We start from the raw sequence: 23,855 nt of genomic DNA, 5'->3' as shown, positions 1-23,855 counted from the left end.
CAAAGTTCCGAGTTCCTAGTAGGAAGACAGTTGCCTGAGTTAATCGTTACCAAGTTTTCCTATCTCTTCTTCCCCCAACTCCTAACTCCCAACTCCCAATTCCCTTCTGCCCCCATCCCCCACCTCCTCATCTCCCCATCCTCTTCTTCCCCCAACTCCCTCTTCTTCCCCTATGCCAAAACCCCGCAACCTAAAAGGCTACGGGGCTAAGTGCTATCGGAATTTGGTGGCGGGGAGCGGATTTGAACCACTGACCTTCGGGTTATGAGCCCGACGAGCTACCAGACTGCTCTACCCCGCGTCGGCTTTTCTAGTATAAACCCAAGTTCCTAAAAAGTGCAACCCCTAAAACTCACTTTTTTTGAAAAAAGCCCGAAATGCTTACAGCAAGGACAATTCGCCGATGACCTCTAAGCGCTTGTAGCGATCTAGAGTCATATAGGTTTCTGAGAGGGATTCTGCAACCGCCGGGGCGATCCAACCCATCTGCTTGAGTAAATGAATCGCGACGGCGTGCTTGGCGCGTTTGGAGCCATCTAGGGCTTTAATCGCTAATCCCATTCCTTCCCCGACGCGGCTAATGGCTTGAACGCCTTCTGCACCACCTTTACTGACTAACTCGCCACTACTCAGGCGCATCAACTCGGTGTCAAAGGCACCCTCCCCTGCTACGAGGTGGGGGTGGTGGCTCATGGCGCGGACAACGCGTTCCATATCTAAATTTTCGCCAGAAGCCAGTTGCGCGTAGAGGGAGGCAATTTGACCGAGTTGCATCACGTAGGTGGGCGCGCCGCAGTCGTCGCGGGCGCTGATGAATTCTTCCCCCGGCATTTTCAACAATTCGGCAATTTTACTTAAGATCAGTTGTTGAACGGGGTGCTTGCGCCGCAGGTAACTTTCGGTGGGCCAATTGCATTGCTGACAAACGGCGAGCATTCCGGCGTGCTTGCCCGAACAGTTATGTTGCAAGCGGCTATGTCCGCCTTCAGGGACGGGACATTGCAGGGCGGTGGGATCGATGTCGCAACGCCACAGCACGTTAAACACTTGGCGGGCGTGTTCGGTGGTGCCTTGATGGGAACTGCAAATAATCGCTAAGTCGCGATCGCTTAAATCGTAGCGCTCTAAAACCCCCGTTTTGGTAACGGCAAGAGCCTGAAAGGGTTTGAGGGAGGAACGAGCAAAGGTTGCTGTTTCAGCACTTCCCGCAACAGACAGAACGCGCCCGCGATCGTCACAAACGACCGCTTCAACGTGGTGAATGGATTCAATAATTCCTTCTCGGAGCAGCCTGACTTCTAACTCTGCTGCTTGAGTGCGTTTTCCCCTCGTCATATTAATTACTAATGGTGTTGAGCTAAATAAATGGTTTCAGTTTAGGGCAAGCAATACCAAACTAAACCCCCGAAGCAAAAACTACCGGCTAGCCCAGCAAATGTCCACCGCAAACGTTTAAGGATGGGTTGAATTTGATAGGTCGCAATTAAGCGATCTTGCACGAGAACTTCAGGGGTTTTTGTCCAGATTTGTCCATCATACCAGCCGGATTCTTCATAACAGATCGCAGGGCGATTGAGGCGATCGCTCACGTAAGCCCATCCTAAGTAAAGCTGCAATAACACTAAGGTCAGCAAGATGTTAGCCCCAAGGGTTCCCCACAGGAAAAAGGAAACCGGATGCTTGGCAATGGGAAAGCTTGCGGCTGCAACTGGCCCGGAAATCAGCCAACTGAAACTCCAGATACAGGTGAGTTTGGCGAGATAGCGTTTCAAACCGAGGGTTCCCCAGCTAAAAAACCAAGATTCGCTGAGGGTTTTGTACTCATTGAGGGGCTGTTGTTCCGATGGAACGGGGCAAGCGGAAACCGAAGACTCCATCATGATCGCGATCGCTTATGAGTTGGCAAGGCTGGTATATTCAATCCGTTCTGCGTGACCCCAGAAGGCTTCTAAATTATAGAACTGACGTTCCTGGGGCATAAAGATGTGAACGATGACTTCGCCATAGTCATGCAAAATCCAACTGCCTTCGGCTTTTCCCTCGGTTCGCAAGGGGTAGCGCTGCCAATCTTCTTCGACTTTATCTTCAATGGAACGCGCGATCGCCCGCACCTGAACGTTAGAAAATCCCGTAACCAAGACAAAGTAATCTGCCAGGTAGGAAACTTCCGACACGTTCAGTAGAATAATATCCGAGCCTTTGCGATCGTCGGCGGCTTCAGCAATTGTTAAGGCTAATCGCTTGCTCTCTTCTAAGCTAAGGCTGTCGGGTTGTTGGATCTCTGTCGGGGCAACAGAGGAAGAAGAAATCGGAATAGGAGAGTAATCAGACATGCAAAGGTATCTTTTAAAAGGACAGTTAAAGCGGAAAACTTAGGCGATCCGTAGCTGGAATCGCGTTAAGCTGAAAGGGAATCTGACCGGCCAGAAGCGGGTCTGCCAGCCTGTTGTAAAAACCAATTGCGCGTTAAAAGGGTGCGCGGATGGATAGAACGGCGCGTTTCCAGTAAATAGCGAATGGAATAATCGCAGGTTAGCCAGACCGCTTGGGTCAAGTTTTGCTGGCTGGCGTGTCGCAACTGCTCTAATTCTGGGGTATTTCCCCGACCGGGTTCTAGGGTATCTGCGAGAAAGACAACGCAGCTTAAAGGACTCATGCCGGGACGACCCAAGGTATGATTGGCGATCGCCTCGATCACCTCTGGATCGTCAACCCCGAATTCTTGGGTGGCAACGACAGCACCCACCTCTGCATGTAAGAGATGGGGATGGAGACGATCGACCGGATCGATCGCGATCTCGGCCGCTTGAGCGATCTGCAATAACCGTTGCGGTTTAAAGTATTTGGCCAGATCGTGTAAAAGCCCAGCTTGAGCTGCCTTAGAGGGGTCTAAATCATGGTGGCGAGCGAGTTCAATCGACATTTGCTCGACTCTCAAAATATGTTGAATTCGAGAGTCGGGCACGTTTTGAGCCAACCACACCAGGACGGCTTCGCGTAAAGAACCATTGGGGCAGTCGCGCATTGACAGAGGCAAACTCCTAAGTATCGCTTTGATCGGGACTAGCCGATGATTTCGATCTTAGCTTACGCGCCCCTATCTGCTTCAGATGCGATCGCCCCGCTCGCAATTTTCAGCGCGAAGAATCTCCCGGAAGCTCGCGACCCAATTCCGGAAGCGGCTGCATCTGAGGTTGGCGACGCTTGGTTAAACTCATAAACAAGTTTTCGTATTGATTGAGGGCTTGTTCTAAGGAATAATGCTCTAAAGCGTAGCGCCGACCTTGTTCGCCTAAGTGCTTCACCTTTTGGCGATCGCGATAAAGCGCTAACACCTGATCGGCAAGGGCTTGCGGATCTTCCGGCGGCACAATTACGCCACCACCACTTTCTCGAATGCCTCGCGCGGCGGTTCCATCTAAAGGTACTGATGCAATAATGGCGCGTCCGCTAGCCAAGAGTAACGGAATTTTAGAGGGCATATTAAACGACGTGACGCGGTGCTTTTGCACGACTAACCCCACATCAGCAGCGGCAAGCATTTCCGGTAACTGAGCGCGAGGTTGGAACGGCAAGAGCAAGACATTGGTCGCTTTTAAGTTATGGCAATCTTGCTCTAATCCTCGTAACGCAATCTCTTCTCCCACAATCACAAACACAATATCTTGATACTCGCGCAAACTTGCGGCAGCTTTAATGACCGTTTGTAACCCTTGAGTTAAAGCAATATTGCCGGAGTAAAGAACAACAAACTTGCCCTCAAGATGATGCTTTTGCCGAAAAGAATTATTTTCTTGAGGCAGGGGCTTGATAAAGTTTGTATCCACCCAATTCGGAATGCAGACAATTTTGTCAGGCGATACGCCCTGAGAGATTAATTTATCTTTAAACCCCTCGGCAATCACGCTGACTTTACTAGAAGTTTTGTAGGCAAACCGTTCGAGAGCATCAACCGCCCAACTCAGCCAACTCCCTTTTTTGAGCAGCTTCACGCGTACGGCTGCTTCTGAAACAATATCTTGAACGTTCAGAACAATCGGACATCCTCGCAACCAACCAAACAGCGCCACAGGAACGCACACGGGAAGGGGAGGAACGGTAACGAAAACCACATCCGGCCGCCAGCCGCGATACGCTTGCAGAAAACTGGAACAGACGAAACTGCCATCAAGTAAAAAACGATCGAGCAGGGTGGGATGCGGCCCGCGAACGCGAACATAACTGCGCTGAATCGTGACGTGATTTCTTTCTTCAGTCAGATAAAATTTGCCTTGATATTCCTCGTAAATTTGTCGTTGAGGATAATTCGGCATTCCGGTAACAACTCTGACTTGGTGCCCTCGCCTTACCAAATTCTCTGCCAATTCGGTCATTAAAGGAGCGATGCCGATTGGTTCTGGATAGTAGTTGTACGAATAAATCAAAATACGCATAATCGCTTCGGTAAGTTGGGTAAAGATGGCATTCAATCACCAGGCAAAGGCGCAAGTTAGAGGAGTCATGAAGAACGAATTTCCATTCTTAAGGTTCCCAAAACGATTATGACTCAACCAGGGAATTGCAGGTATGGGCCAACTCTTTTGGGTCTCGGTAGAGAATAATCTACAACGGGGAGTTCGGTGGGTAGGCGGATACCTTAGCATTTCGTGTAAACAGCAAGATCGATATTCCCTTCTTTTCAAAATACAGACCATTTTCTTTCGATCCGGCTAGGTTCTTCACCGATTGCACCTAGAAAAGCGAACGTTTGAGCGACAGCCTGTGGAGACAAACAGGTTGAGGCTAGATATACTGTACCCTCATAGTAAAGAAATCATAGCAACTTCATGATTGCCCTTCGCAACCGGAAAGATGGCCAGAAGGCTTGCTCGATGTGGGATTTAGCCTGATTCCAAGAAAAACCCGCCCTCGGTTGAAAGCGGGAAGACTTTAAAAATTGAGGGGACTTTTCGAGCCTCTAGAAGCTGATTTCCACGCTCATGAACCGACCACTGAGTTGATCGGGTCGCACGTTATCAACGACAGCCAGGTAAGTGTTGGATTGGGAAATGCGGATCGCTGTACCGTTTGCAAGTCCTTCTAGCACTAGGTTGGTGGAGGTTAAGCCGTCTGTTAACCCAATCCAGTCTAAATTGACTTGAAAATCGAGGATGCGATCGCTATTTTCTAAAGTCTTGCTACTCATAGGCGTGCGGAGGATAAACCAATCGCTCCCACCCCCGCCAATCAGGGTATCTTGACCGCGATCGCCAATTAGGGTATCGTTGCCATCGCCTCCTTGCAGCCAATCGTTACCTTTACCTCCCCACAGCACGTTATTTCCGGTCACGCCGTAGAGGAAGTCATTGCCATCATTCCCCATCAGGGAATCATCGCCCCTGTCGCCGTAAAGGGTATCGCTGCCTTGGTCGCCAAAGAGGGTATCGTTATCTTTGCCGCCAAAGATGATGTCGTTGTCTTTGCCCCCAAAGATGATGTCATTCCCCTGACCGCCAAAGAGAATATCATCGCCTTGGTTGCCCAGGATTGAGTCATCGCCCAGTTGACCGTAAACGGTATCGCAATCTTCGATCGCCGCTGAGGGTATCGTTATCTTTACCGCCGTAGATCAGGTCATCGCCTTTACCGCCGTAGATGGTATCGTTACCGCGATCGCCAAATAGGGTATCGTTCCCCTGGTTGCCTAAGATTGAATCATCACCCAAATGACCGTAAACGGTATCGCTGCCTTGGTCGCCGGATAAGGTGTCGTTGCCTTTTCCGCCAAAAATTAGGTCATTATTCTTGCCACCGTGAATGATATCGTTACCGCGATCGCCATATAAGGTATCGTCGCCTTGGTTGCCCAATAGGGAGTCGTCGCCCTGATGGCCGCGAACAACATCATTATCGCGATCGCCTAACAGAGTATCGTTGCCTTTACCCCCAAACAACCAATCATTCCCTTTACCGCCATGCAACCAATCATTCCCCAAATCGCCAAACAGCGTATCGTTATCCTGGTTGCCTAACAGCGAATCATCCCCGATATGACCAAACAGCAAATCGTTATGTTTGCCACCATGAATCGTATCGTTGCCTTTGCCGCCATAAATCGTGTCATCGCCTTGATTCCCCAACAGCGAATCATTGCCCAAATTGCCAAAAATCTCATTATTAGCCACTTCGGGGAAATTAATCGTGTCATTCCCTTCGCCTCCAACATGAGCAATATATAGCGTTGTCGGACTCGGACGAGCCGGTGGTGCGACAAACGGAGGATCGTCGGATTGGGGAACACATTTGCAATCGCAATCTTTCTTGGGCTGCTCGGAAACAGGTGGAGGCGTTGGCGAAATTGGAGGAGTGGGAACCCCCGGAGGCGCTGGCGGAGGAGTCGGTTGGGGTTCGCCCCCAAGATCGGGAATCGGACGCGGCGTTGGAGTGGGAGGGGCAATGGGTGGCGGCAAAATACCTCCCAACAGGGATACCGTTCCTGCTGCCGGGGCTACTAATCCTTCATTATCCGTTGCCCTGTAGGTAAAACTGGCTCCTGTAAACTGCCCGGTCGGTCGGAAAAACAGTTGATTAATTTGAGCGGGTGTAAGTTGTTGACCGAGGGTAATGGGAACTCCCCCTTGTCCTGGATCGCCCAGGTACAAAATCCCCTGCTCTGGGGGCGGTAAAGTCTCAATGGTATAGAAAGCAATACTGCCATCCGGGTCTTGACCAAACATTCCAGAAATGGGCAGGACTTGACCGGGAACAACGGGCGTATTGACATTTCGGACAATCGGCGGCTGATTCACTTCTGGCGAAATCAGCGCGACTGTGGCGCGAGCAGGGGTGCTTTCGCCGCGATCGTCTACGGCACTATAGGTAAAGTTAGTTCCGGTAAAGTTGCCTGCGGCTTGGAAAAAGAGGCGATCGCGATCTTCTGGGTTAATCTGTTGACCCGCTTGGACGGGGACTAACTGGTTGGTGAGCGGATCTCGTAGGAATAAGGTTCCTTGGGCAGCAGGCGGTAAAGTATCAATTCGGTAAAAATCAACTTCACCATCCGGATCGGTCGCCAATAAACCCGTTACCGGGATGAGCGAACCGGGAAGGGCAGACACATTAACATTATTGGCAACGGGGGGCTGGTTGATAGCTGGGGAAGGCGTTAATGAAACCGTTCCATTCGCTGGAGTAGTTGCCCCGCGATTATCGGTGGCGCTGAAGGTAAAGTTTGCCCCGGTAAAGTTACCCGTCGATTGGAAGAATAACTGACTGGCTTGTTGGGGAGTCAGTTGCTGTCCCGCTGTGACCGGCGTTCCCCCGTTATTCGGATCGCCCAAGTATAAAATCCCTTGGTTTTGGGGGGGAAGATTGGTAATCGTGTAAAACTGAATCGAACCATCTGGATCGTTGGCAGAGAGGGGGAGTAAGGCAATAGCACTATTAGGTGCAATGGGGTTCGCTGCATTGTCTGCCCGTGGAGGTCGATTGGCGATCGCGGGCGGCGTTAAAGCAACCGTTGCAGGATTCGGCGAGGGTTTTCCGTCATTATCCAGCGCGCTGTAGGTGAAGTTTGCCCCCGTAAAGTTACCCGTCGATTGGAAGAACAACTGATTGGCTTGTTCTGGAGTCAATTGTTGTCCCGGCGTGACGGGCGTTCCTCCGTTATTGGGATTGCCTAAGTACAAAATTCCCTGATTGGCAGGCGGTAGGGTATCAATCCGATAAAACTCTACCTCTCCATCCGGATCGCTCCCCGATAACCTGGGAACTGGAACCGTACTGCCTGGAAGTACGGGATTATTGAGATTCTCGACTACTGGCGGCTGATTGGGAATTGTTCCTAAAGTAACCGTCGCTGGCAGCGGATCGATTGCCCCATTATTGTCAATGGCTGCGTAGGTAAAAGTGGTTCCTGTAAATCCGGGCGTGGATTGGAAAACCAGGTTATTGATTTGATTTGCTGGAATATTTTGCCCGACTGTCACCGGCTGACCGTTGAGCAGCAAGGTTCCTTGCTCTGGCGTCGGAAGCGAAGTAATCCGAAATTGGTTTACCGTGCCATCTTCATCGGTTCCCCCTAATCCAGTAATCGGCGTGCTGCTGTTGGGCGGAATATTCCGGGCTGCATCTAAGGTATTAGGTGGCAGATTAGCCGGACTCAAGGTGACAGGAGCCGGAGTGGGATCGACAACGCCTTGATTATCGATGGCTGCGTAGGTAAATCCCGTACCGCTAAATCCGGGAGTGGATTGAAACTGTAAATTACCAATCTGGTTCGCGGGTATTTCTTGACCGACGGTTACAGGTTGACCGTTAAATAGTAAGGTTCCCTGCGTAGGATCGGGTAGAGAAGTAATCCGAAAACGGTTTACTGCGTCGCCTGCATCGGGATCGTTGCCACCGAGTCCGGGAATGGGGCCTGTCGTGTTAGGCGCGATCGTTTCGGTGACGGGAGTCGTATCGGGGGGACGATTTGCGGCTGATACAGGAATGGTAACGTTTCCAGGTTGGGGGCTTACTGCCCCTAGAGTATCGACTGCTGCATAGCTAAAGGTTACATTCCCCGTAAAGTTCGGATTGGGAACAAAAGTTAGCTGGCTGGCTTGTTCGGGTGTGAGAGACTGACCTGGGGTAACTGGATTGCCGTTGAGTAATAGGGTTCCTTGCTCGCTAGGGGGTACGGTACTGATGATAAAGCGATCGACGCGATCGCCAGGGTCAGGATCGCTTCCAGTCAATGGGGGAAGGGCAACTGGAGTATTGTTCGGCGTACTCGGTGCAGTAATGTTATCAGTTTGAGGCGGTTGGTTAATCGCCGCCGGGTTGAGGGTCACTTGTGCGGGAGTCGGGTCTACAGCACCTTGGTTATCAATTGCTGCATAGTTAAAGGTGGCTCCTGTAAACCCTGGAGTCGATTGGAACTGCAAGTTACCAATTTGGTCAGCCGGGATTTCTTGATCGAGGGTTACAGGTTGTCCGTTGAACAGCAGTTGACCTTGGGTTGGGTCGGGTAACGAGGTAATCCGAAACCGTTGAACGGTACCGTCGGGGTCAGTTCCCCCCAATTGAGTTAAAGCAGTAGTGGTGTTGGGTGCTAGGGTGTTGGTGGCTGGGTTGGTGTCGGGTGGCTGGTTCGCTGCTGCTGTAACGGGAATTCTAATTGTTGCAGGGGTTGGATCGGTAGCACCGCGATTGTCGGTTGCGGTATAGCTAAAGGTGGCATCTCCCACGAATCCAGGAGCAGGTTGAAAGGTGAGTTGAGCTGCTTGAGCTGGGGTGAGGTTCAGGGGTTGGCTGGTGTCTACTGGGATACCATTAAGCAGTAACGTTCCCTGGTTAGGGGGTGGAAATCCAGTAATGGTAAAACTCGCAATGGGGTCGCCATCGGGATCGGTGGCACTGAGGGGAGGTATAGGCGCGATCGCATTATTAGCAACAGGATCGGCTGTTTTACTGTCAGCAACTGGCGGTTGGTTGGCCGGAATGGGGACGATAATTGTCACTGTGGCGGTATCGCACAGCGCTGGGTTTCCCGTATCGCAAACTTGGTAGGTAAAGGTATCTGTTCCCTCAGTAAAACCAGGGTTTGGCGTATAAGTAATTGCTCCTGTTACTGGATTGATGGTGACTGTACCATTCGCGGGTTCTCCCCCTTGGGGAATCCTTACGGACGCTGGATTAAGATTGTTATCTGGGTCGGAGTCATTTGCCAGAACATCAATCGTAACAGGGGTATCTGGCTCGGTAGCGGCTCCATCATCGCTTGCTTGGGGAGGGCGATTTGCTTGGGTAACGGGGAGGGTAACGGTTGCAGGCGTGGGATCGACTGCCCCACGGCTATCTGTGGCAGTGTAGCTAAAAGTTGCATCCCCAACAAAGTTAGGATCGGGTTGGAAGGTCAATTGAGCCGCTTCAGCAGGCGTTAAGACCTGATTGGGACTAACGGGTTGTCCGTTGAGTAACAGCGTTCCTTGATTAGCTGGAGGAATTGCTGTAATTGTGAAACTGGCGATCGGATCGTTATCAGGATCGGTAGCGCTTAAGGTTGGAACTGTGACGGGTGTATTGTTTGGCGTAGATGGGGCGGCTAAATTAGTGGCATTGGGAGGCTGATTGGGGATTGCCGTCACAGGAATGGTGACGGTTGCAATGTTGGAATCTGCGTCACCCAAAGTGTCTGTTGCTAGAAATCTGAAGGTAGCGTTGCCTTCAAAATTGGAATTGGGTTGAAAAGTCAGTTGAGCGGCTTGAGCTGGGGTCAATATCTGACCGTTGGTAACGGGTTGACCATTCAGGAGCAATGTCCCTTCAGTGGGGAGGGGAATTTGAGTGATAGTGAAATTGGCAATGCTATCTCCCGGATCGTTCTCAGTGGCGGTGAGGGTAGGAATTGCGATCGCCGTATTATTCGGCGTTGAATTCGTTAAAATATCTGTTGCGATCGGCGGATTATTATCATCATCAATAATAATTCCCAGTGCTTCCCTCGCTGTTGGGTCAATTGCTGCTCCTTGAGAACTATTCAATCTGACCGTAAAATTTTCATCTGGTTCAACGCGAGTGTCGCCAACAACTTGAACAACAATCGGTTTTTCCATTTCCCCAGTGGGATTGTTAACCCCACGAGGGGCAAAGGTTAAGGTGCCATTATTGGGAATAAAATCGCCATCTGTAACCGTTGCTGTTCCATCATTCGTCGTATACTCAACAGTAACGGGGATATAACTAACGTCGGTAAGTTGTGCTGTATAGGTGTAGAATTTTGTCCCCGTATCGCCTTCTACATCTGAAATCTCTTCAGGAATGAGTCTAACTGTGTTGTTAAAAACAACATTACTTAGGAGTGCAATTCCATGAGGATCTGGGTTGGGACGAGAAGTAGGTCCTTCACGGAAAATAATTTCAAAGCTACTGACAGGCGTCTCAAACCAAACGGTCAGATTACCTCTGGCTGTATCTACTAAGGCGACATTATTAGGACCTCCTGGCTGGTTAGGAGAGTTTCCAGTACCTGTAATAACATTCCCGTTAATTTCGTAGGAGCGATTAGCTGACGGAAGAAACAGGGGATTAACAGTTGTTGCCCCATTGAAGCCAGTAACTACAACTTCATCCTGCCAAAGGGGTGGGTTTTGGGTGGTATCAATATCTATGTCATAAATCTGGAAATTAACATCAAAAACGGGCTGATTGAATGTTACCGTTAGTACCATTCCCCGCTCAGGTTTAACATTTTGTGGGGACTGAAGTTGAAAGTGTAAGGCTTGGGGTGCCGTTGGATAACCTGCGTTAAAAAAGGAAAAATCATTAGGAGTAACGGTTTGACCCGGTAAAGCAACTAGGGTAGTTCCCTGGTTTAACTCCACATTCATATTAATATTGATGCCGCTGCCACCAACGTTGGTATAGGATGCAGAAAGCGCACCCGCACTAGGCCAGTTTAAAACAGACCAATCTAGGGTAGGAAGAATACCGGGGTAGGTTTGTAGGACGCAAGTATTAAAGGGTAGAGCTGTATTAATATTGCGAGTTTGATAGGCTAAATTCCAGGTGCCTCCTAGGTTGGAGTTGCCAACGGGGGTTTTTGCGGCGGCAATTGTTGCGCCTGTGAGTTGGCTGAGGTGGCGAACGAAGGTTTCTCCGGTTTCACCCTGGGCCACGTTACAGCCGTACAGTAAAATTTCGGCTTGGGGGGCGAGCGATGCAGCCCATTTTTTGAGTTGAGGGGCGTAATGGGGTAAGGTGGTTTGATTTAAGCTCCCCGTACTGAAATCTAGGCTGGCAGGCTTTCCGTGGGTAACGAGGTGCAGGCTATCGATGCGTTGGCGTTGTGCTAAAAGTTGCGTAATTTGCTCAATGGCATTTTGAGCGGGATTGAGGATAATGACTTCTATGCCAGGTAAAGCGCCTTCAGCCAGAATTTTGTAGTCTGCAATGCTTTCATCGATGAAGAGAATTTGGTGAAGTTGGATTGGATTGGATTCTGAAGCGGGCTTTTGTTTGAGGTTGCTAGGGGTGCAGCGAGATAGGACGAGAGATGCAGAAATTTCCCGATTTTGGGTTGAAGCGAAAAGATTGTGTGACATACGTTTGACGATCTGGCAGATACACGAAATGGAGACATCATGCATGTAAGGCGATCGCATCCTTGGTTTGCATCACCCCGAAACGGTTACTCGCTGGTGGTGTCTGCAAGGATTCAATCGCTGTTCATGCGACCCTTGATAAAGTAAAAACGTTGCACCCCTGGCTTAGGATGCCCTATTTTCCCATCTTTCTTAACATTAACTGCCTGTAAATGCCCAGAAAAAACTGAATTTTTTGTATAAAAGGGTAAATCTTATTGAATTGAGTCGCTGTCAAGTCATTATTAATACAAACTTTAATAGAACGCTGTTGGGTATTCTATTCCGGCTGAGGGGATAGTTGACGATAGACCCATCTGCGGACTCAAAATTATAGATTACTTATGAGCTTAAATTGAACTTCTAAATGTTACCAATCGCAGTCTAGAAAGTATCCAATGACACAGGGTCTGATTGTCGTTGAGACCAAGACTCGCCTGCGCTAAAGGCAACAAACGGATCGTCTATCACAACGTCAACCAGACCCTACAAGCGGAATCAGCTAAAATTTTAGGATTTAACTGAGCGATTGGTTAACTCTAGCGTCTGCCGCGTACGGGGACTTTGTTCAGATAATCAATATCGTGAGCCGAAACCCGTTGCGCGTAGTTGCGCGAGTTAGAAACAGAGGCTGCCATATTGCGGAACTTGCGCGGATCGCCTTCGGCCAGCTTGGATTCTTGATACTTGCGAGAGTAGAATTTCTCCAAGGTAAAGCGCCAGTCGGTTGTAACCGTACCTGCTTTTTCGCGGAATTCTTCGCCGTAACGAGGAGTCACGAGGTTAAAGGGACGCCCTTCTTTACGTTTGCGTTGGTAAGGAACGGTGTAATCCCCAAAGCTGTTGGTATACTCTTCGCTATCGAGTAGCGCATCTACAAAGCCGTAGAAGCCAACGGTAGCAATTTTAATCGACCAAGCAATTTTTTCGTCCTGATTGTAGGCTGACCGACCTAAGAAGCGGCGCAAGCAAACATCAACAAGACGGTAGTTGTCGTTAACTGAAACAACGAGACGATAAAAGGCTTCAGATTTGGCTAAACCCCGGATGAAATCGCGAACGGTTAAGTTACCATTTTTGATTTGCGATTCGATATGGGGTTGGCGGTTAAATTTGAGAACTTCGTGTTCGCTGAAAACTTGGCGATACGCTGCACCAATTAAGGTATCCACATCGGAAGCAGAGCCGCAATCTTCTAAACGGTAGATGTAAGGTGTATCTTCGTTAAGATCGGCAACACCAAAGCTCTTAACCCGTTGATTTTGCGTGGTTGGTTTGTAATCCAGTAATGGCAGTGCCATTGAATATCTCCTAAATAAACTAGAGAGGCAAAATGAATTGCAATGGAAAAGCTGTTAACTCATGGAGTTAACAAGCAAAGATCACAAGGGAAAACTCGCAGTAGGGCTAATGGAAACCGGAACGTTGGGTTTCGTTTCCCGCGTCGTATCAGGAATGGTGATATTAGCGGTGGTGACATTTGTATTTGTTGTTCTGGCTTTGGGCTTAATTTCCCGTGCCATATCTAAGAAGTTCCGAACATCGCCCCACTTGTAGCGTTGTTCTTCGAGCTTATCACGCCAGTATGACCCATAGCGGGGAGTGACGAGATTAAAGGGTCGATCTTTAAACCGACGCCGTTGATAAGGAACGGTATTATCCCCAAAGTTTTGGGTATATTCTTCGCTATCAATGAGGGCGTCAATAAAACCATCAATGCCTTGGGTGGCAATTTTGATTGACCAAGCAATTTCTTCGTCTTTGTTGTAAGGAGCGCGTCCTAACAGCCGTTTGAGGGAAACTTCAACGAGGCGATAGTTGGAGTTAGATTCAACGACGAGGCGATAGAAGGTTTCGGACTTGGCTAAACCGCGAATGAAGTCGCGAACGGTGATGGCTCGGTTCTTCAGTTGAGATTCGAGGTTGGTTTGGCGGCTGCTTTGCAGGATGACGTGTTCGCTGAAGATTTGGCGATAGGCAGCCCAAATCAGTTCTTGGACATCGCCAGCATCGAGGCAGTCTTCGATGCGATAGATATAGGGGGTATCTTCACCGGGAACTTCATAACCTGCAACCCGTTGATTTTGGGAAGAGGGTTTGTAAGTAAGTAAAGGGATGGACATGATGTGCTTGTAATAATGGATTTTTGGCGTTAAGCAATCCGTTGAGGGCGCTCAAAGATTAAGTTTGAGCGGGACTCAAAGCTGTCCGCACCTAGGATTTAGGTGTGGTTGGCAGATAGCGGTAGGGTAAAGCAACATTGTTCCGACCAACGAGGGGTTGATTTTCAATTTCCCGCGTGGTGTCCAGAAGGGGGTTATTTCTGACGTAGTTGCTGGCGCGGTCTGCCATTTGTTGATAGTTTACGCCGGTGGGGGTCAATCCGCGAGCCATTTGGAAGAAGGTATCGGGGACGGAACGACGAGCAACGCGTTTGTCGGGGTTGCCTTGGCCGGCGAGGCGCACTTGGTAGTAGCTGCCTTCGAGGTTGATTTGACGGGTGCGCCAGTAGTCGCTGTAGCGGGGGTTAACGAGGTTAAAGGGGCGTTCTTTGAATCGACGGCGTTGGTAGGGAACGATGTCGTCGCCGAAGTTTTGGGTGTATTCTTCGCTATCAACGATGCTGTCGATGAAGCCGTTTAAGCCTTGGGTGGCGATGATGATGGATTGGGCGATTTGCTCGTCTTTGTTGTAGGTGGCGCGTCCGAGAAGGCGCTTGAAGGTGATATCGACGAGGCGATAGTTGGAGTTGGTTTCGCCAACTAAGCGACGGTATACGTCGGATTTTCCAAGGCCTCGGACAAATTCGCGGACGGTGATGGCGCGGTTGCGAAGTTGGGATTCGAGGTTGGGTTGGCGGTAGCTGTCGAGGATGAGGTGTTCGCTGAAGATTTGGCGATAGAGGGCCCAAATCAGTTCGTTAATGTCGGTGTCTGTGGTGGCTGCGGAGAGCCGATAGATGATGGGGGTGTCTTCGTTGCCCACTTCGTAACCTTCGACGCGCTGGTTTTGGGTTACGGGGGTGATGTTGAGAAGGGGTATGGACATGGTGTTGTTTCCTATTTTGGGTATAGGTTTAGGCGCGAACTGTAGGAGGGTGGAGTTGCTGGCTGGCGAGTTGGATTCGCGATCGCACGCTCAGGTCTTGCTCGGTATTGAGCAAGGTTTCAAGCTGTTGGGCGATGGGGGTGCGAATCTCTGAACCGCTCTTCAGCGCCAGGGCTTGCAGGCCGACAACTGCGGCATAGCGAATTGCCCAGTCGGGGTCTTGGGCAATGGTGAGGAGGGCTTGGTAAGCTTCTGTTTGGGCTGCAAGCAGGGCTTCGGGGGCGAGTTGCTGCCAGTTGAGCATTCCCAACCCTTTACAGGCGGCGCGGCGGACGCTGGGTGCAAAGTCAAATTGCGCGGCCTGAAGTAAGACTTCTAAGGCTCGCGGATCGGCGATCGCCGCGAGGGCGCGAGTTGCGTAGGCTCTTGCCCCGTAGTTATAGCCATCAAGCTGTTGCAAGATGGGGGTAACGGCAACTTCGCCGAGTTGAACTAAGCCATCTACGGCAGCTAACGCTGCGCCGGGATTGTTATAGCCCAAAACCGCGATTAGGGTAGGAATCGCGGCTTGGGTTTGCGCTTGGCTGAGGGCTTGGACGGCCTGGACAAGGCGCTGGGGGGTATCGGCTTGTTCTACGGCTTGGATGAGTTGTCGTTCGGTCTGGGACATAGGCTCGCACAACAGAGTCATAGCGTGATTAATTCTCGATCTCGATTTGACTCTAGGGAAATAGCGTTTGATGCTCCTAGAGTAAGGAGTCCATCAGATGCATGACTCGGATGGTGGCATCGGTTAGCTCGCCAGAGGAGCTTTGACCCACTTGATGTTCGAGGATGCCTTTGAGGGCGAGGAGTTTAAAGCTATTTTCTACGGGCGCTTGGGCGATCGCATCGGCTGCGGGTAGGTAGCCAGTAGCGCCGAGGTCTGATAGGGCAACGCGACGGAGTTTCAGGTCAGCTCCGGCGAGGGCTTGAATCAGCTTCTCAGCATAAAAAGCCTCTCCTGTCAACTGGTACATGGCTCGCGCGGCGGCGTAGCGTACTCGTTCTACAAGATGGGCTGTAAAGGGTTGAATCAGCGCGATCGCTTCTGTGGCTTGGAGTTGTCCCAAGGCTTCCATGACGGCTTCGCAGGGCTGGGTTAGGTGAGGGCGGCCCGGAACCTGTTGATTGGCTTCGACGCCACCAGAGAGCAAATGCATCAAAGGCTCAACTGCACGTCGATCTTGAAGCTGTCCCAAGGCTTGGGCTGCGGCTTCTCGAACGTAGAAGTCCGAACAGGTCAAGCATTGAATGAGTTCTGGAACGGCTCGCGGGTCGCCCAGCTTTCCCAAAGCACGGGCTGCATTGCGCCGCAGCGGATACCCTCCCAACTCTGTACGGTCTTCTTCGTCCGTCAGGGCAAGTATAAGGGCATCAACTGCGGCCGGGTCTTGGATGCGGAATTTTCCAAGCCACCAAGCGGCGTAATAGCGGAGACTCGTGTCCTGATGGCGCAGATTCGCGATCGCCTGTTCAACGGTTAGCTGAGGTGCTGCAACGTCGGTTGCAAGACTAGGCTCTGACATATTTGGCTCAGTTACAAGTTTTAAGGGCTATGCGGGCGAATGCTGGCGTTCGGACAATGGCAGTTAAAGCTTATTCAGATTTTTTCGCTTTTGCCGCTTTTCCTTTGCTTTCGCTATCAGGCTTGAGGGCAGATTCTGCCGTCATCGGTTCAATATTAACAATCCGACCGCCGAGGCGAGAAATGCGTTGCATTTCTTCGTTCATGCGGTCGTAGGGAACGGTAATAAAAACACTACCGCTACTGCGAATAGGATATTTATTGCGATCGGTGCTTTGGTTTTGGCGCAAGCCGACGACTTCGTAGCGAAACATCCGGCTAGCTGCGGAGTTCAATCCACCTGTACCAACAACGGTCTGACCACGCATGATTCTGATATCTCCTACAGAAATTTTTCGCTGATTGGCATCTGGCTCAACGTTAAGGTTACGCTGGGCTAATGCTGACGATTTTTGCCCCAGTTTTCTGTAACTCTTGCATTTTGCTGGAGAGTCGTTCGTAGGGGACAAAAATGGCGGTGCTGCTGCGACGGACTTTAGGATAGCCGGGGGAAAGGACGCCGGTGACTTCGATGCGATAAACGCGATCGCCTTCACCCACTGCATTTCCGAGGGTCTGACGCGGTGCGAGGTCGCCCGATGCGCGGAATGCCCAGTTGGGGTTGCTGCCCGATGGTCCAACGATGGAAGAAGCGCTGTTTCTGGCGAGTTCGCGGGCGAGGCGAGAGCTGGTGCCTTCAACTTGAGCGCGATCGCTGTTGGCATAGCCCCGGTACAGGCGGAACATCCGGTTAAAACCAACCGTTTTTTGACCGGGTTGGGTCGCAAATCCCCGATAGTAAGGAACGATATTGTCCCCAAAATTGGAGGTATACTCTTCTGAATCGATGTAGGAGTCGATTTCAGCGTCGTAACCTTCGTTGTGGTACAAGTCGAGGTGATAAATCACCTCTGCTTCATCGTAGGGAGCGCGCCCTAACAGATGCTTGTAGTTCAGTTCAATAAACCGAGTCTGAAAATTGTTGTAGAAAAACTTTGTTTTATACAGCTCTGACTTGGCGACGCAGCGCACGAACTCGCGGACGCTGATGTTACCATCTCTGAGCAAAGATTCGGCACTCGTTAGGCGTTCAGATGCCATTAAATAGTCGTTGCCAAGCAGTTGCCTGTAAGCGGCACGAATCACCATTTCTACATCGGCTTTCGTCCAGTTCTGGCGCAGTTCAACTTTTGCCATATCTGAGAAAGCGGACGTTCCCAGTCTTGATGCTGCTGCTGTAATTGCCATGTTTTAACCTCCCAATTGCTGTGCATCGATAGATAAAACAATGCCCGGAGAGATAAACAGTTACTAACTCATTTGCTAGCACCTGCATACCTTTCCGGGCAACACGACCGACGTTTAGCTCAGGGCGTTGATCGCGTAGTCGATGTAGGTGTTGGCTTCGTTAGCCGCTTGTCCGCTCAAACCGTGGTTCGCTTTGATGTGCTTGAGGGCTTCAACATACCAGCTAGGAGATAGGTCGAAGGTGCGGTTGATTTCGTCTAAACCAGCAATCAGGTACTCATCCATAGGACCGGTTCCACCTGCAACTAAGCAGTAGGTAACCATGCGGAGGTAGTAGCCGATGTCACGAGCGCACTTGGATTTGCCACGAGAGTCAGAAGCGTAGTTAGCACCCTGCATTTGAGTGGTGTAGGGGAACTTCTGATAAACTGCGTTAGCAGCGCCATCGATCAAGCTTTGAGCTTTGTTGGTCAGAGCGCGAGCAGCTTCCATGCTGGCAACAGCACGCTCGAAACGACCGTTAACCGCTTGGAGTTCGGTGTTACCGAGGAAACGTCCTTGGGTATCAGCAGCGGCGATTGCTTCAGTAATCGGAGTTTTCATCGTTGAGAGATCTCCCTAAAATTAGTTTTGTACTTGAGTTCAAAGAGTTAACGTAGACTAAGCAACAGCAGAAGCTGCACGATCGAAGTAGCCAGCTAATTCAGAAACTAACTGAGAGCAGTCACCTTGGGTGATGCCGCTGGGGTCGTTAACGATTTGAATTGCTGCGTCTTTCATTTTTTGAACGCCAGCAGCAACCGAACCACCGGGTACGCCCAGAGCTTGGTAGGTTTCACGGAGACCATTCAAGCAGCGGTCGTCTAGAACGCTAGAATCACCTGCGATCGCAGCATAGGTGACATAGCGGAGGATGATTTCCATGTCGCGCAAGCAAGCTGCCATACGACGGTTGGTGTAAGCATTTCCACCGGGTTGGATCAGTTGGGGTTGCTCTTCAAACAACGCGCGAGCAGCGTTGGAAACGATGGTAGAAGCGTTGCTGGTGATCCGGTTAACAACGTCTAGGCGCTTGTTGCCTTCTTTCACCATGTTGGTGAGGGCGTCGAGTTGAGCGCTGCTCAGGAACTCGCCCTTTGCATCAGCCTGAGAAACGACCTTGGCGAATGCGTCTAACATGAATTCAATCTCCTACTTGCAAAAATTTAGTGGGATTTTGTTAAGCCAGTTTATAGCTGTTGGATCAGCTTTTTGGAGTCAGATAGTTACGACTGCTCAAAATTCATCTTTGGCTATTGTGGCTTGACTCAATTCTGAGAATCTTACCACTGAAACCGATCGGTTTCTGAGAGATTTTCACATTTGTTTGTGAAACAGCAAGCTTAATGATACTGAGCCTTTGTTGAACTTTGGAGCGATCGTTTATCCCCTCCAGGTTACTTTTATACAATGCTCTCAAGGCTTTTTGCATTAAGTTTTGTAAAAAATATTCACTCTTGACTAACTTAAATCCCTATCCGCTTCGTAATCCTGGAAAGCTGGACCCCAAATGTACATATTTCTTAACAAAGACAAGTATTTTTGCTCATCTTTCTGGAAGGCAACTTTTAGATTTTCTTAAGCTTTGATAGTAACAAATACTCACGACAAAAATCGGGCTGGAAGCTATAAGTCCCAGTCCAAGATCCAATGGCAAACGCCACCTTAGATTTAGCAGCGCTCAGAGAGCGTCATCTAGGCTTGATGAGGGTCTAGAGTTGCGATATGTTTAGCTAAAAGCCTCTCCACCGGAGAATCGCCGTTCTAACTTGTCCTCAGCGTTATGGCTACAGCCATAGAAAAAACGCGCAGATAAATCGAAACTTATCTGCGTCGCTTCTAGTTTCACCAACAAAGGACAAGGATCGACTCTAACCAGTCACCTGTTCGGGAAAGCTACACAGCCGCAATATTGACAATTCGACCGCCGCGCTTATGAATCTCTTGATATTTTGTAGAGAGTTGGTCATAAGCAACCGTATAAACCTGTTTGCTGAAGCGAATCGGAGCCGTTTTGCCAACCGGTCCTTGCACCACCTCAATTTTAAACATCCGGTTGTCCGAACGCGCCGAAGGATTGGCTAAGGTACCGCCCCTGAAGTCAGCAGACTCAATCGCACCAGTTGGAGGAGAAATCGAGTTTGCCAAATTCATCGATAAATTGGTTCGCAGCCGAGCGCCTTTACCGCCAAATTGGGCATTATCGCTATTACCATCGCCGCGATAGAGACGAAAGAAGCGATTGTAACCGACTGTTTTTTGACCGGGAAGCGAGCTAAATCCTCGGTAGTAAGGCACTACGGAATCACCAAAGGCGCGATCGTATTCTTCGCTATAGATATAGGAATCAATATCGGCATCATAGCCTTGGGTTACGTACAGATCGACGTGGTAGGCAATTTCTGACTGGTCGTAGGGGGCGCGCCCTAATAAATGCTTGTAGTTTAGCTCGATAAACCGACCCTGGGAGTTGTTATGAAAAAAGCACTCCCGGTAAAATTCGGATTTAGCCAAGGTTTGGATAAATTGCCGGACTGTAATTTTGCCATTTCGCAGCAATGACTCTGCATTGATAAATTGGTCTTTGGCGTAAACGCTAATTCGCCCAAAAATTTGTTGATAAGCTGCACGAAAAACCTTTTGCAGATCGTCTTCTGTCCAGGGCGATCGCAGTTCCACTTTGGGGCTATCGAACTCGCTCAGACCAAACCGCTCTCTTACAAGATTGCTCATTACCGAAAAGCTCCGTTTAGTAGTATCTCACAAGGCCTAAAAGCGATAAGTGGTCAGTAGGCGCAAGAACTCGAAATTTCTAAACGCCCGCCTTCCTATCGCTTGAGTTTGAGTCAAGGGCTAGAAAAGACCATTAATGCGATCGCGGCTGAGGACTCTGGCACAAGCATCCAGCAGGTTTGATATCTCCTGAAGTTGAGATCGGCGCGATCGCTCTCCCATCCAAGCCACTGCATGGGGGCTGCATTGACGTTCGTTGCTTGACGAATGCCATGCCAAACCCAGACCAAATTAGAAAAGCCCCCAAGGGTTGCAATAATTTGATACAAAATAGGCGGAATTCTGAGAAAAAGTGACTTGATATCTGAGAGGTTTAATGAAATCCGAACCGATTCAAAGTCCGACCTCGTTAGTGTTATTAAAACTTCTCAGCTCCTTTTACACAAGGGGGAAATACTGATTTTTGTTGCGAAAAGTAAAGTTGGCTTAATATTAAGAGGTTGTAAAGTAAGCTTGAATCTGTCAAGGTTTAGGTTGTCTATTTCTCTGGTGAAATCCCCAAAAAGTAAAATAAGTTCATTAAGTTTTGTAAGCTCGATCGCCAGAGGAATTTAGCCCTTGACGCGGGCTTCTCTGACTGCTACTTCATTTCACGCCCTTCTGCCTCTTTCATAAATGAGGAAGGATTTAATATTTATTCATCTATTGAGTAAAAATTGGGTTGAATTTGTTATCGGTGTAACTGAAATTATGAACTGAGGTTCAACTTCTCAAAATTGAGTGTTATCCCAAAGTCGTTAAGCGGCGTCTGAGGACTTGCAGCAGCGTGGTGAAGCTTGCGGGTAAAGGCGCGATCGCCTCCACCGTTTCCCCCGATATGGGATGCTGGAGTTGCAGACGCCAAGCATGTAGCGCCTGTCCGGGAAGATTCACCCCCACCGATCGCCCCGAACTGTACTCCGGATCGCCCACAATAGGATGTTTGATCGCCGCGCAGTGAACGCGAATTTGATGGGTTCGCCCCGTTTCCAGTTGAAAGTGCATTAACGTATAGTTGCCTAAACGTTCCCGAACCTGCCAATGCGTCACCGCCGATCGTCCCCCGCGTTCGATCGGGACAACCGCCATCTTTTTGCGATCCACCGGATGGCGTCCAATGGGTCGATCGATCGTACCGCTAGCTGCGGTTGGCGCGCCGTAAACCACGCCCAAATATTCCCTTCTGGCGGTTTTGGCTTGAATTTGCCCTTGCAAGTGATTGAGGCTAAAGTCATTCTTGGCGATCGCAATCGCCCCAGTCGTATCCTTATCTAAACGATGGACAATGCCCGGTCGCTTCTCGCCGCCGATGCCTGCCAGGTCGGGACAATGGGCTAAAATGGCGTTAACCAGAGTCCCGCGTTCGTGACCGGGGGCGGGATGCACCACTAAACCCGCAGGCTTATTGACAATCAGCAAATCGCTATCTTCATAGAGGATATCGAGGGGAATATCTTCAGGGATGAGTCGATCGAGGATTTGAACCTCTGGAATTGTGACCTGAAGGCGATCGCCCTGACTGACCAAAAGCTTTTTTGAAGTACAAACTTGCCCGTTAACCTCAACCTGACCGTCTTCAATCAACTTTTGAATGCGAGAACGGGATAAATCCGGTAAAGTCTCTGCTAGATAGCGATCGAGTCTTTGCGATTGACCTTCAACTTCAATAACTTCTCGATCCTCACCGTCCACGCGTATCGCCCTGCACCAAATATCACCCCATTATTTTAACCTGCGATCGCCCTAGGAAAACTCAGCTTAACGAACCATGCTCGATTCGGACTGAGTTCAAGATAATAAACATAGAATCGATCAACCGTTTATAAGGATTTCATGGTTAATCCTGGTTCATCCACACCCAAAAGCAAACTCTTACAGTGGTGGGAAGCATTTACACCCTTGTCCCGCCTGTTGGCGATCGCCCTTGCAGCCCCCTTAGCCGTTCTCAACGCTTGGGCTTTATCGGAAATCTTTGGCTATTTTGAATCTTTATTCGTCATTCTGCTAGTCGCCGCCCTACTCGCCTTTTTACTCAACTATCCCGTCAGTTGGCTAGAAAAACAAGGCGCAAAACGGGGTCAAGCCGCCGTTTTGGTTTTCCTGTGTGCCCTCTTAATTTTACTGGGACTGGGTTTAACCTTATTTCCCCTAGCCCTAACCCAAGCGCAACAACTCGTCGCCCGCCTGCCCGAACTCATCGATTCAGGACAGCGGCAAATTATGATGTTAGACGACCGCATCGAAGCATTAGGATTACCGATCAGCCTAGATGGGGTGATTCCGCAAATTAACACCCGCCTGAAAGTTGAATTGCAGCGGTTAGCCGGACAAGCCCTCAACCTCACCTTAAGCCTAACGGTCTTAACCGTCGTCCGCTTACTCGATGTTTTGCTAACCGTCGTGTTGACCTTTTATCTGTTACAACACAGTAACGATATTTGGGACAGTATTATTGAATGGCTGCCCAGTCGGATTCAAAAACCTTTTTCCGATACTCTGCGCCTCAGCTTCCAAAACTACTTTATTGGACAAATTATCTTAGCTACCTGTATGGGCTTAGGGTTAACCTCGCTATTCCTGTGGCTGAAAGTTCCCTTTGGTCTATTGTTTGGCTTAACCGTTGGGTTAATGGCGTTGGTTCCCTTTGGGGGAACTGTGGGGATTATTACCGTTACTCTGCTAGTTGCGTTACAAAATATTGGGTTAGCCCTGCAAGTCTTAGCCGTCTCGTTAATCGTGCAGCAAATTGTGGAGAATATTATTGCCCCGCGAGTTTTAGGCAGCGTCACGGGGTTAAATCCCTTTTGGGTATTTGTCTCGATTTTAACGGGTGTCAGAATTGGCGGACTGTTGGGGGTGATCGTCGCCGTTCCAACGGCGGTGGTGATTAAAGAAGCCCTGATCGCGATTCGTTCGGTGAGAAAAGCCCATCCCCCAGAAGACGATCCAACCGCTACAACCGTATACGTTAGCAGCGAGACGCCCCAAAAGTCAGAAATCCATTAAAAAAGGGGCTAAGTTAGCCCCTCGGTGAA

Annotated in this window: 21 protein-coding genes and 1 tRNA gene; 2 read left to right on the top strand and 20 right to left on the bottom strand. The window is 49.8% G+C overall.

Features of this window, described 5'->3' with window-relative positions:
* Nucleotides 1-210 (top strand): hypothetical protein (locus tag QQ055_RS03260; protein ID WP_286004229.1); only part of this gene is annotated, 210 nt, incomplete at its 5' end.
* A 14-nt stretch (nt 211-224) separates the two neighbouring features.
* Here QQ055_RS03260 and QQ055_RS03255 read toward each other — a convergent pair.
* The 20 genes from QQ055_RS03255 to QQ055_RS03155 all read right to left on the bottom strand — a co-directional run bounded on the left by QQ055_RS03255 (nt 225) and on the right by QQ055_RS03155 (nt 22,512).
* A tRNA-Met gene (locus tag QQ055_RS03255) sits at nt 225-301 on the bottom strand.
* Nucleotides 302-381: 80 nt separating this feature from the next.
* Entirely contained in the window at nt 382-1,335 is a 954-nt protein-coding gene (locus QQ055_RS03250; RefSeq protein ID WP_069969244.1) for an asparaginase, read from the bottom strand.
* A 41-nt stretch (nt 1,336-1,376) separates the two neighbouring features.
* Nucleotides 1,377-1,880: a CGLD27 family protein gene (locus QQ055_RS03245; protein ID WP_069969243.1), complete on the bottom strand. Its 504-nt coding sequence runs from the start codon at nt 1,878-1,880 to the stop codon at nt 1,377-1,379.
* 12 nt (nt 1,881-1,892) lie between these two features.
* On the bottom strand, nt 1,893-2,333 hold the full coding sequence (gene rsfS / locus QQ055_RS03240) for a ribosome silencing factor (protein WP_069969242.1): 441 nt from the start codon (nt 2,331-2,333) through the stop codon (nt 1,893-1,895).
* Between the two features lie 65 nt (nt 2,334-2,398).
* Nucleotides 2,399-3,025, bottom strand: coding sequence for a bis(5'-nucleosyl)-tetraphosphatase (symmetrical) YqeK (yqeK, locus tag QQ055_RS03235; protein WP_069969241.1), 627 nt, complete (start codon nt 3,023-3,025; stop codon nt 2,399-2,401).
* Nucleotides 3,026-3,134: 109 nt separating this feature from the next.
* Nucleotides 3,135-4,433 (bottom strand): glycosyltransferase family 4 protein, encoded by a 1,299-nt coding sequence (locus QQ055_RS03230; RefSeq protein ID WP_286004228.1) that lies wholly within the window; start codon nt 4,431-4,433, stop codon nt 3,135-3,137.
* Between the two features lie 524 nt (nt 4,434-4,957).
* Nucleotides 4,958-5,524: a calcium-binding protein gene (locus tag QQ055_RS03225; RefSeq protein WP_432805994.1), complete on the bottom strand. Its 567-nt coding sequence runs from the start codon at nt 5,522-5,524 to the stop codon at nt 4,958-4,960.
* A 7-nt stretch (nt 5,525-5,531) separates the two neighbouring features.
* The gene (locus QQ055_RS03215; RefSeq protein ID WP_286004226.1) at nt 5,532-12,068 is read right to left on the bottom strand and encodes an Ig-like domain-containing protein; all 6,537 of its coding nucleotides are present in this window, start codon (nt 12,066-12,068) and stop codon (nt 5,532-5,534) included.
* 578 nt (nt 12,069-12,646) lie between these two features.
* Entirely contained in the window at nt 12,647-13,408 is a 762-nt protein-coding gene (cpcG4, locus tag QQ055_RS03210) for a phycobilisome rod-core linker protein CpcG4 (RefSeq protein WP_286004225.1), read from the bottom strand.
* 81 nt (nt 13,409-13,489) lie between these two features.
* Nucleotides 13,490-14,230 carry a phycobilisome rod-core linker protein CpcG2 gene (gene cpcG2, locus QQ055_RS03205; RefSeq protein WP_286004224.1) on the bottom strand — a complete coding sequence of 247 codons (741 nt, stop codon included), beginning with the start codon at nt 14,228-14,230 and terminating at the stop codon, nt 13,490-13,492.
* A 91-nt stretch (nt 14,231-14,321) separates the two neighbouring features.
* Nucleotides 14,322-15,155, bottom strand: coding sequence for a phycobilisome rod-core linker protein CpcG1 (gene cpcG1, locus QQ055_RS03200; protein WP_286004223.1), 834 nt, complete (start codon nt 15,153-15,155; stop codon nt 14,322-14,324).
* Nucleotides 15,156-15,183: 28 nt separating this feature from the next.
* Nucleotides 15,184-15,825: a C-phycocyanin alpha-cysteine-84 phycocyanobilin lyase subunit CpcF gene (gene cpcF, locus QQ055_RS03195; RefSeq protein ID WP_283360563.1), complete on the bottom strand. Its 642-nt coding sequence runs from the start codon at nt 15,823-15,825 to the stop codon at nt 15,184-15,186.
* A gap of 76 nt (nt 15,826-15,901) precedes the next feature.
* Nucleotides 15,902-16,723 carry a C-phycocyanin alpha-cysteine-84 phycocyanobilin lyase subunit CpcE gene (gene cpcE / locus QQ055_RS03190; RefSeq protein WP_286004222.1) on the bottom strand — a complete coding sequence of 274 codons (822 nt, stop codon included), beginning with the start codon at nt 16,721-16,723 and terminating at the stop codon, nt 15,902-15,904.
* 70 nt (nt 16,724-16,793) lie between these two features.
* Nucleotides 16,794-17,090: a rod-capping linker protein CpcD gene (gene cpcD / locus QQ055_RS03185; protein ID WP_283360561.1), complete on the bottom strand. Its 297-nt coding sequence runs from the start codon at nt 17,088-17,090 to the stop codon at nt 16,794-16,796.
* A 58-nt stretch (nt 17,091-17,148) separates the two neighbouring features.
* On the bottom strand, nt 17,149-18,009 hold the full coding sequence (locus tag QQ055_RS03180; RefSeq protein WP_069969233.1) for a phycobilisome linker polypeptide: 861 nt from the start codon (nt 18,007-18,009) through the stop codon (nt 17,149-17,151).
* Nucleotides 18,010-18,123: 114 nt separating this feature from the next.
* Complete coding sequence (gene cpcA / locus QQ055_RS03175; RefSeq protein ID WP_069969232.1) at nt 18,124-18,612, bottom strand: C-phycocyanin subunit alpha; 489 nt, start codon at nt 18,610-18,612, stop codon at nt 18,124-18,126.
* Nucleotides 18,613-18,669: 57 nt separating this feature from the next.
* Nucleotides 18,670-19,188, bottom strand: coding sequence for a C-phycocyanin subunit beta (cpcB, locus tag QQ055_RS03170; protein ID WP_069969231.1), 519 nt, complete (start codon nt 19,186-19,188; stop codon nt 18,670-18,672).
* 756 nt (nt 19,189-19,944) lie between these two features.
* Nucleotides 19,945-20,781: a phycobilisome linker polypeptide gene (locus QQ055_RS03165; protein WP_286004221.1), complete on the bottom strand. Its 837-nt coding sequence runs from the start codon at nt 20,779-20,781 to the stop codon at nt 19,945-19,947.
* Between the two features lie 113 nt (nt 20,782-20,894).
* On the bottom strand, nt 20,895-21,110 hold the full coding sequence (locus QQ055_RS03160) for a hypothetical protein (RefSeq protein ID WP_283360560.1): 216 nt from the start codon (nt 21,108-21,110) through the stop codon (nt 20,895-20,897).
* A 454-nt stretch (nt 21,111-21,564) separates the two neighbouring features.
* Entirely contained in the window at nt 21,565-22,512 is a 948-nt protein-coding gene (locus tag QQ055_RS03155) for an RluA family pseudouridine synthase (protein ID WP_286004220.1), read from the bottom strand.
* A gap of 141 nt (nt 22,513-22,653) precedes the next feature.
* Between QQ055_RS03155 and QQ055_RS03150 the strand changes: the two genes are divergently transcribed.
* The gene (locus QQ055_RS03150; protein WP_283360558.1) at nt 22,654-23,826 is read left to right on the top strand and encodes an AI-2E family transporter; all 1,173 of its coding nucleotides are present in this window, start codon (nt 22,654-22,656) and stop codon (nt 23,824-23,826) included.
* The last annotated feature ends 29 nt before the right edge of the window (nt 23,827-23,855 follow it).

The sequence above is a fragment of the Geitlerinema calcuttense NRMC-F 0142 genome (assembly GCF_030285425.1).
This window is presented reverse-complemented; position numbering and strand designations above follow the sequence as displayed.

Coding starts and splice junctions, on each gene's coding strand:
- cpcG2 (WP_286004224.1), bottom strand. CDS start 14,230: ATGTCCATCCCTTTACTTACTTACAAACCCTCTTCCCAAAATCAACGG.
- cpcG1 (WP_286004223.1), bottom strand. CDS start 15,155: ATGTCCATACCCCTTCTCAACATCACCCCCGTAACCCAAAACCAGCGC.
- rsfS (WP_069969242.1), bottom strand. CDS start 2,333: ATGTCTGATTACTCTCCTATTCCGATTTCTTCTTCCTCTGTTGCCCCG.
- cpcE (WP_286004222.1), bottom strand. CDS start 16,723: ATGTCAGAGCCTAGTCTTGCAACCGACGTTGCAGCACCTCAGCTAACC.
- cpcG4 (WP_286004225.1), bottom strand. CDS start 13,408: ATGGCACTGCCATTACTGGATTACAAACCAACCACGCAAAATCAACGG.
- QQ055_RS03180 (WP_069969233.1), bottom strand. CDS start 18,009: ATGGCAATTACAGCAGCAGCATCAAGACTGGGAACGTCCGCTTTCTCA.
- QQ055_RS03165 (WP_286004221.1), bottom strand. CDS start 20,781: ATGAGCAATCTTGTAAGAGAGCGGTTTGGTCTGAGCGAGTTCGATAGC.
- QQ055_RS03250 (WP_069969244.1), bottom strand. CDS start 1,335: ATGACGAGGGGAAAACGCACTCAAGCAGCAGAGTTAGAAGTCAGGCTG.
- QQ055_RS03245 (WP_069969243.1), bottom strand. CDS start 1,880: ATGATGGAGTCTTCGGTTTCCGCTTGCCCCGTTCCATCGGAACAACAG.
- cpcF (WP_283360563.1), bottom strand. CDS start 15,825: ATGTCCCAGACCGAACGACAACTCATCCAAGCCGTAGAACAAGCCGAT.
- cpcA (WP_069969232.1), bottom strand. CDS start 18,612: ATGAAAACTCCGATTACTGAAGCAATCGCCGCTGCTGATACCCAAGGA.
- QQ055_RS03150 (WP_283360558.1), top strand. CDS start 22,654: ATGGTTAATCCTGGTTCATCCACACCCAAAAGCAAACTCTTACAGTGG.
- QQ055_RS03230 (WP_286004228.1), bottom strand. CDS start 4,433: ATGCGTATTTTGATTTATTCGTACAACTACTATCCAGAACCAATCGGC.
- QQ055_RS03215 (WP_286004226.1), bottom strand. CDS start 12,068: ATGTCACACAATCTTTTCGCTTCAACCCAAAATCGGGAAATTTCTGCA.
- cpcD (WP_283360561.1), bottom strand. CDS start 17,090: ATGCGTGGTCAGACCGTTGTTGGTACAGGTGGATTGAACTCCGCAGCT.
- cpcB (WP_069969231.1), bottom strand. CDS start 19,188: ATGTTAGACGCATTCGCCAAGGTCGTTTCTCAGGCTGATGCAAAGGGC.
- yqeK (WP_069969241.1), bottom strand. CDS start 3,025: ATGCGCGACTGCCCCAATGGTTCTTTACGCGAAGCCGTCCTGGTGTGG.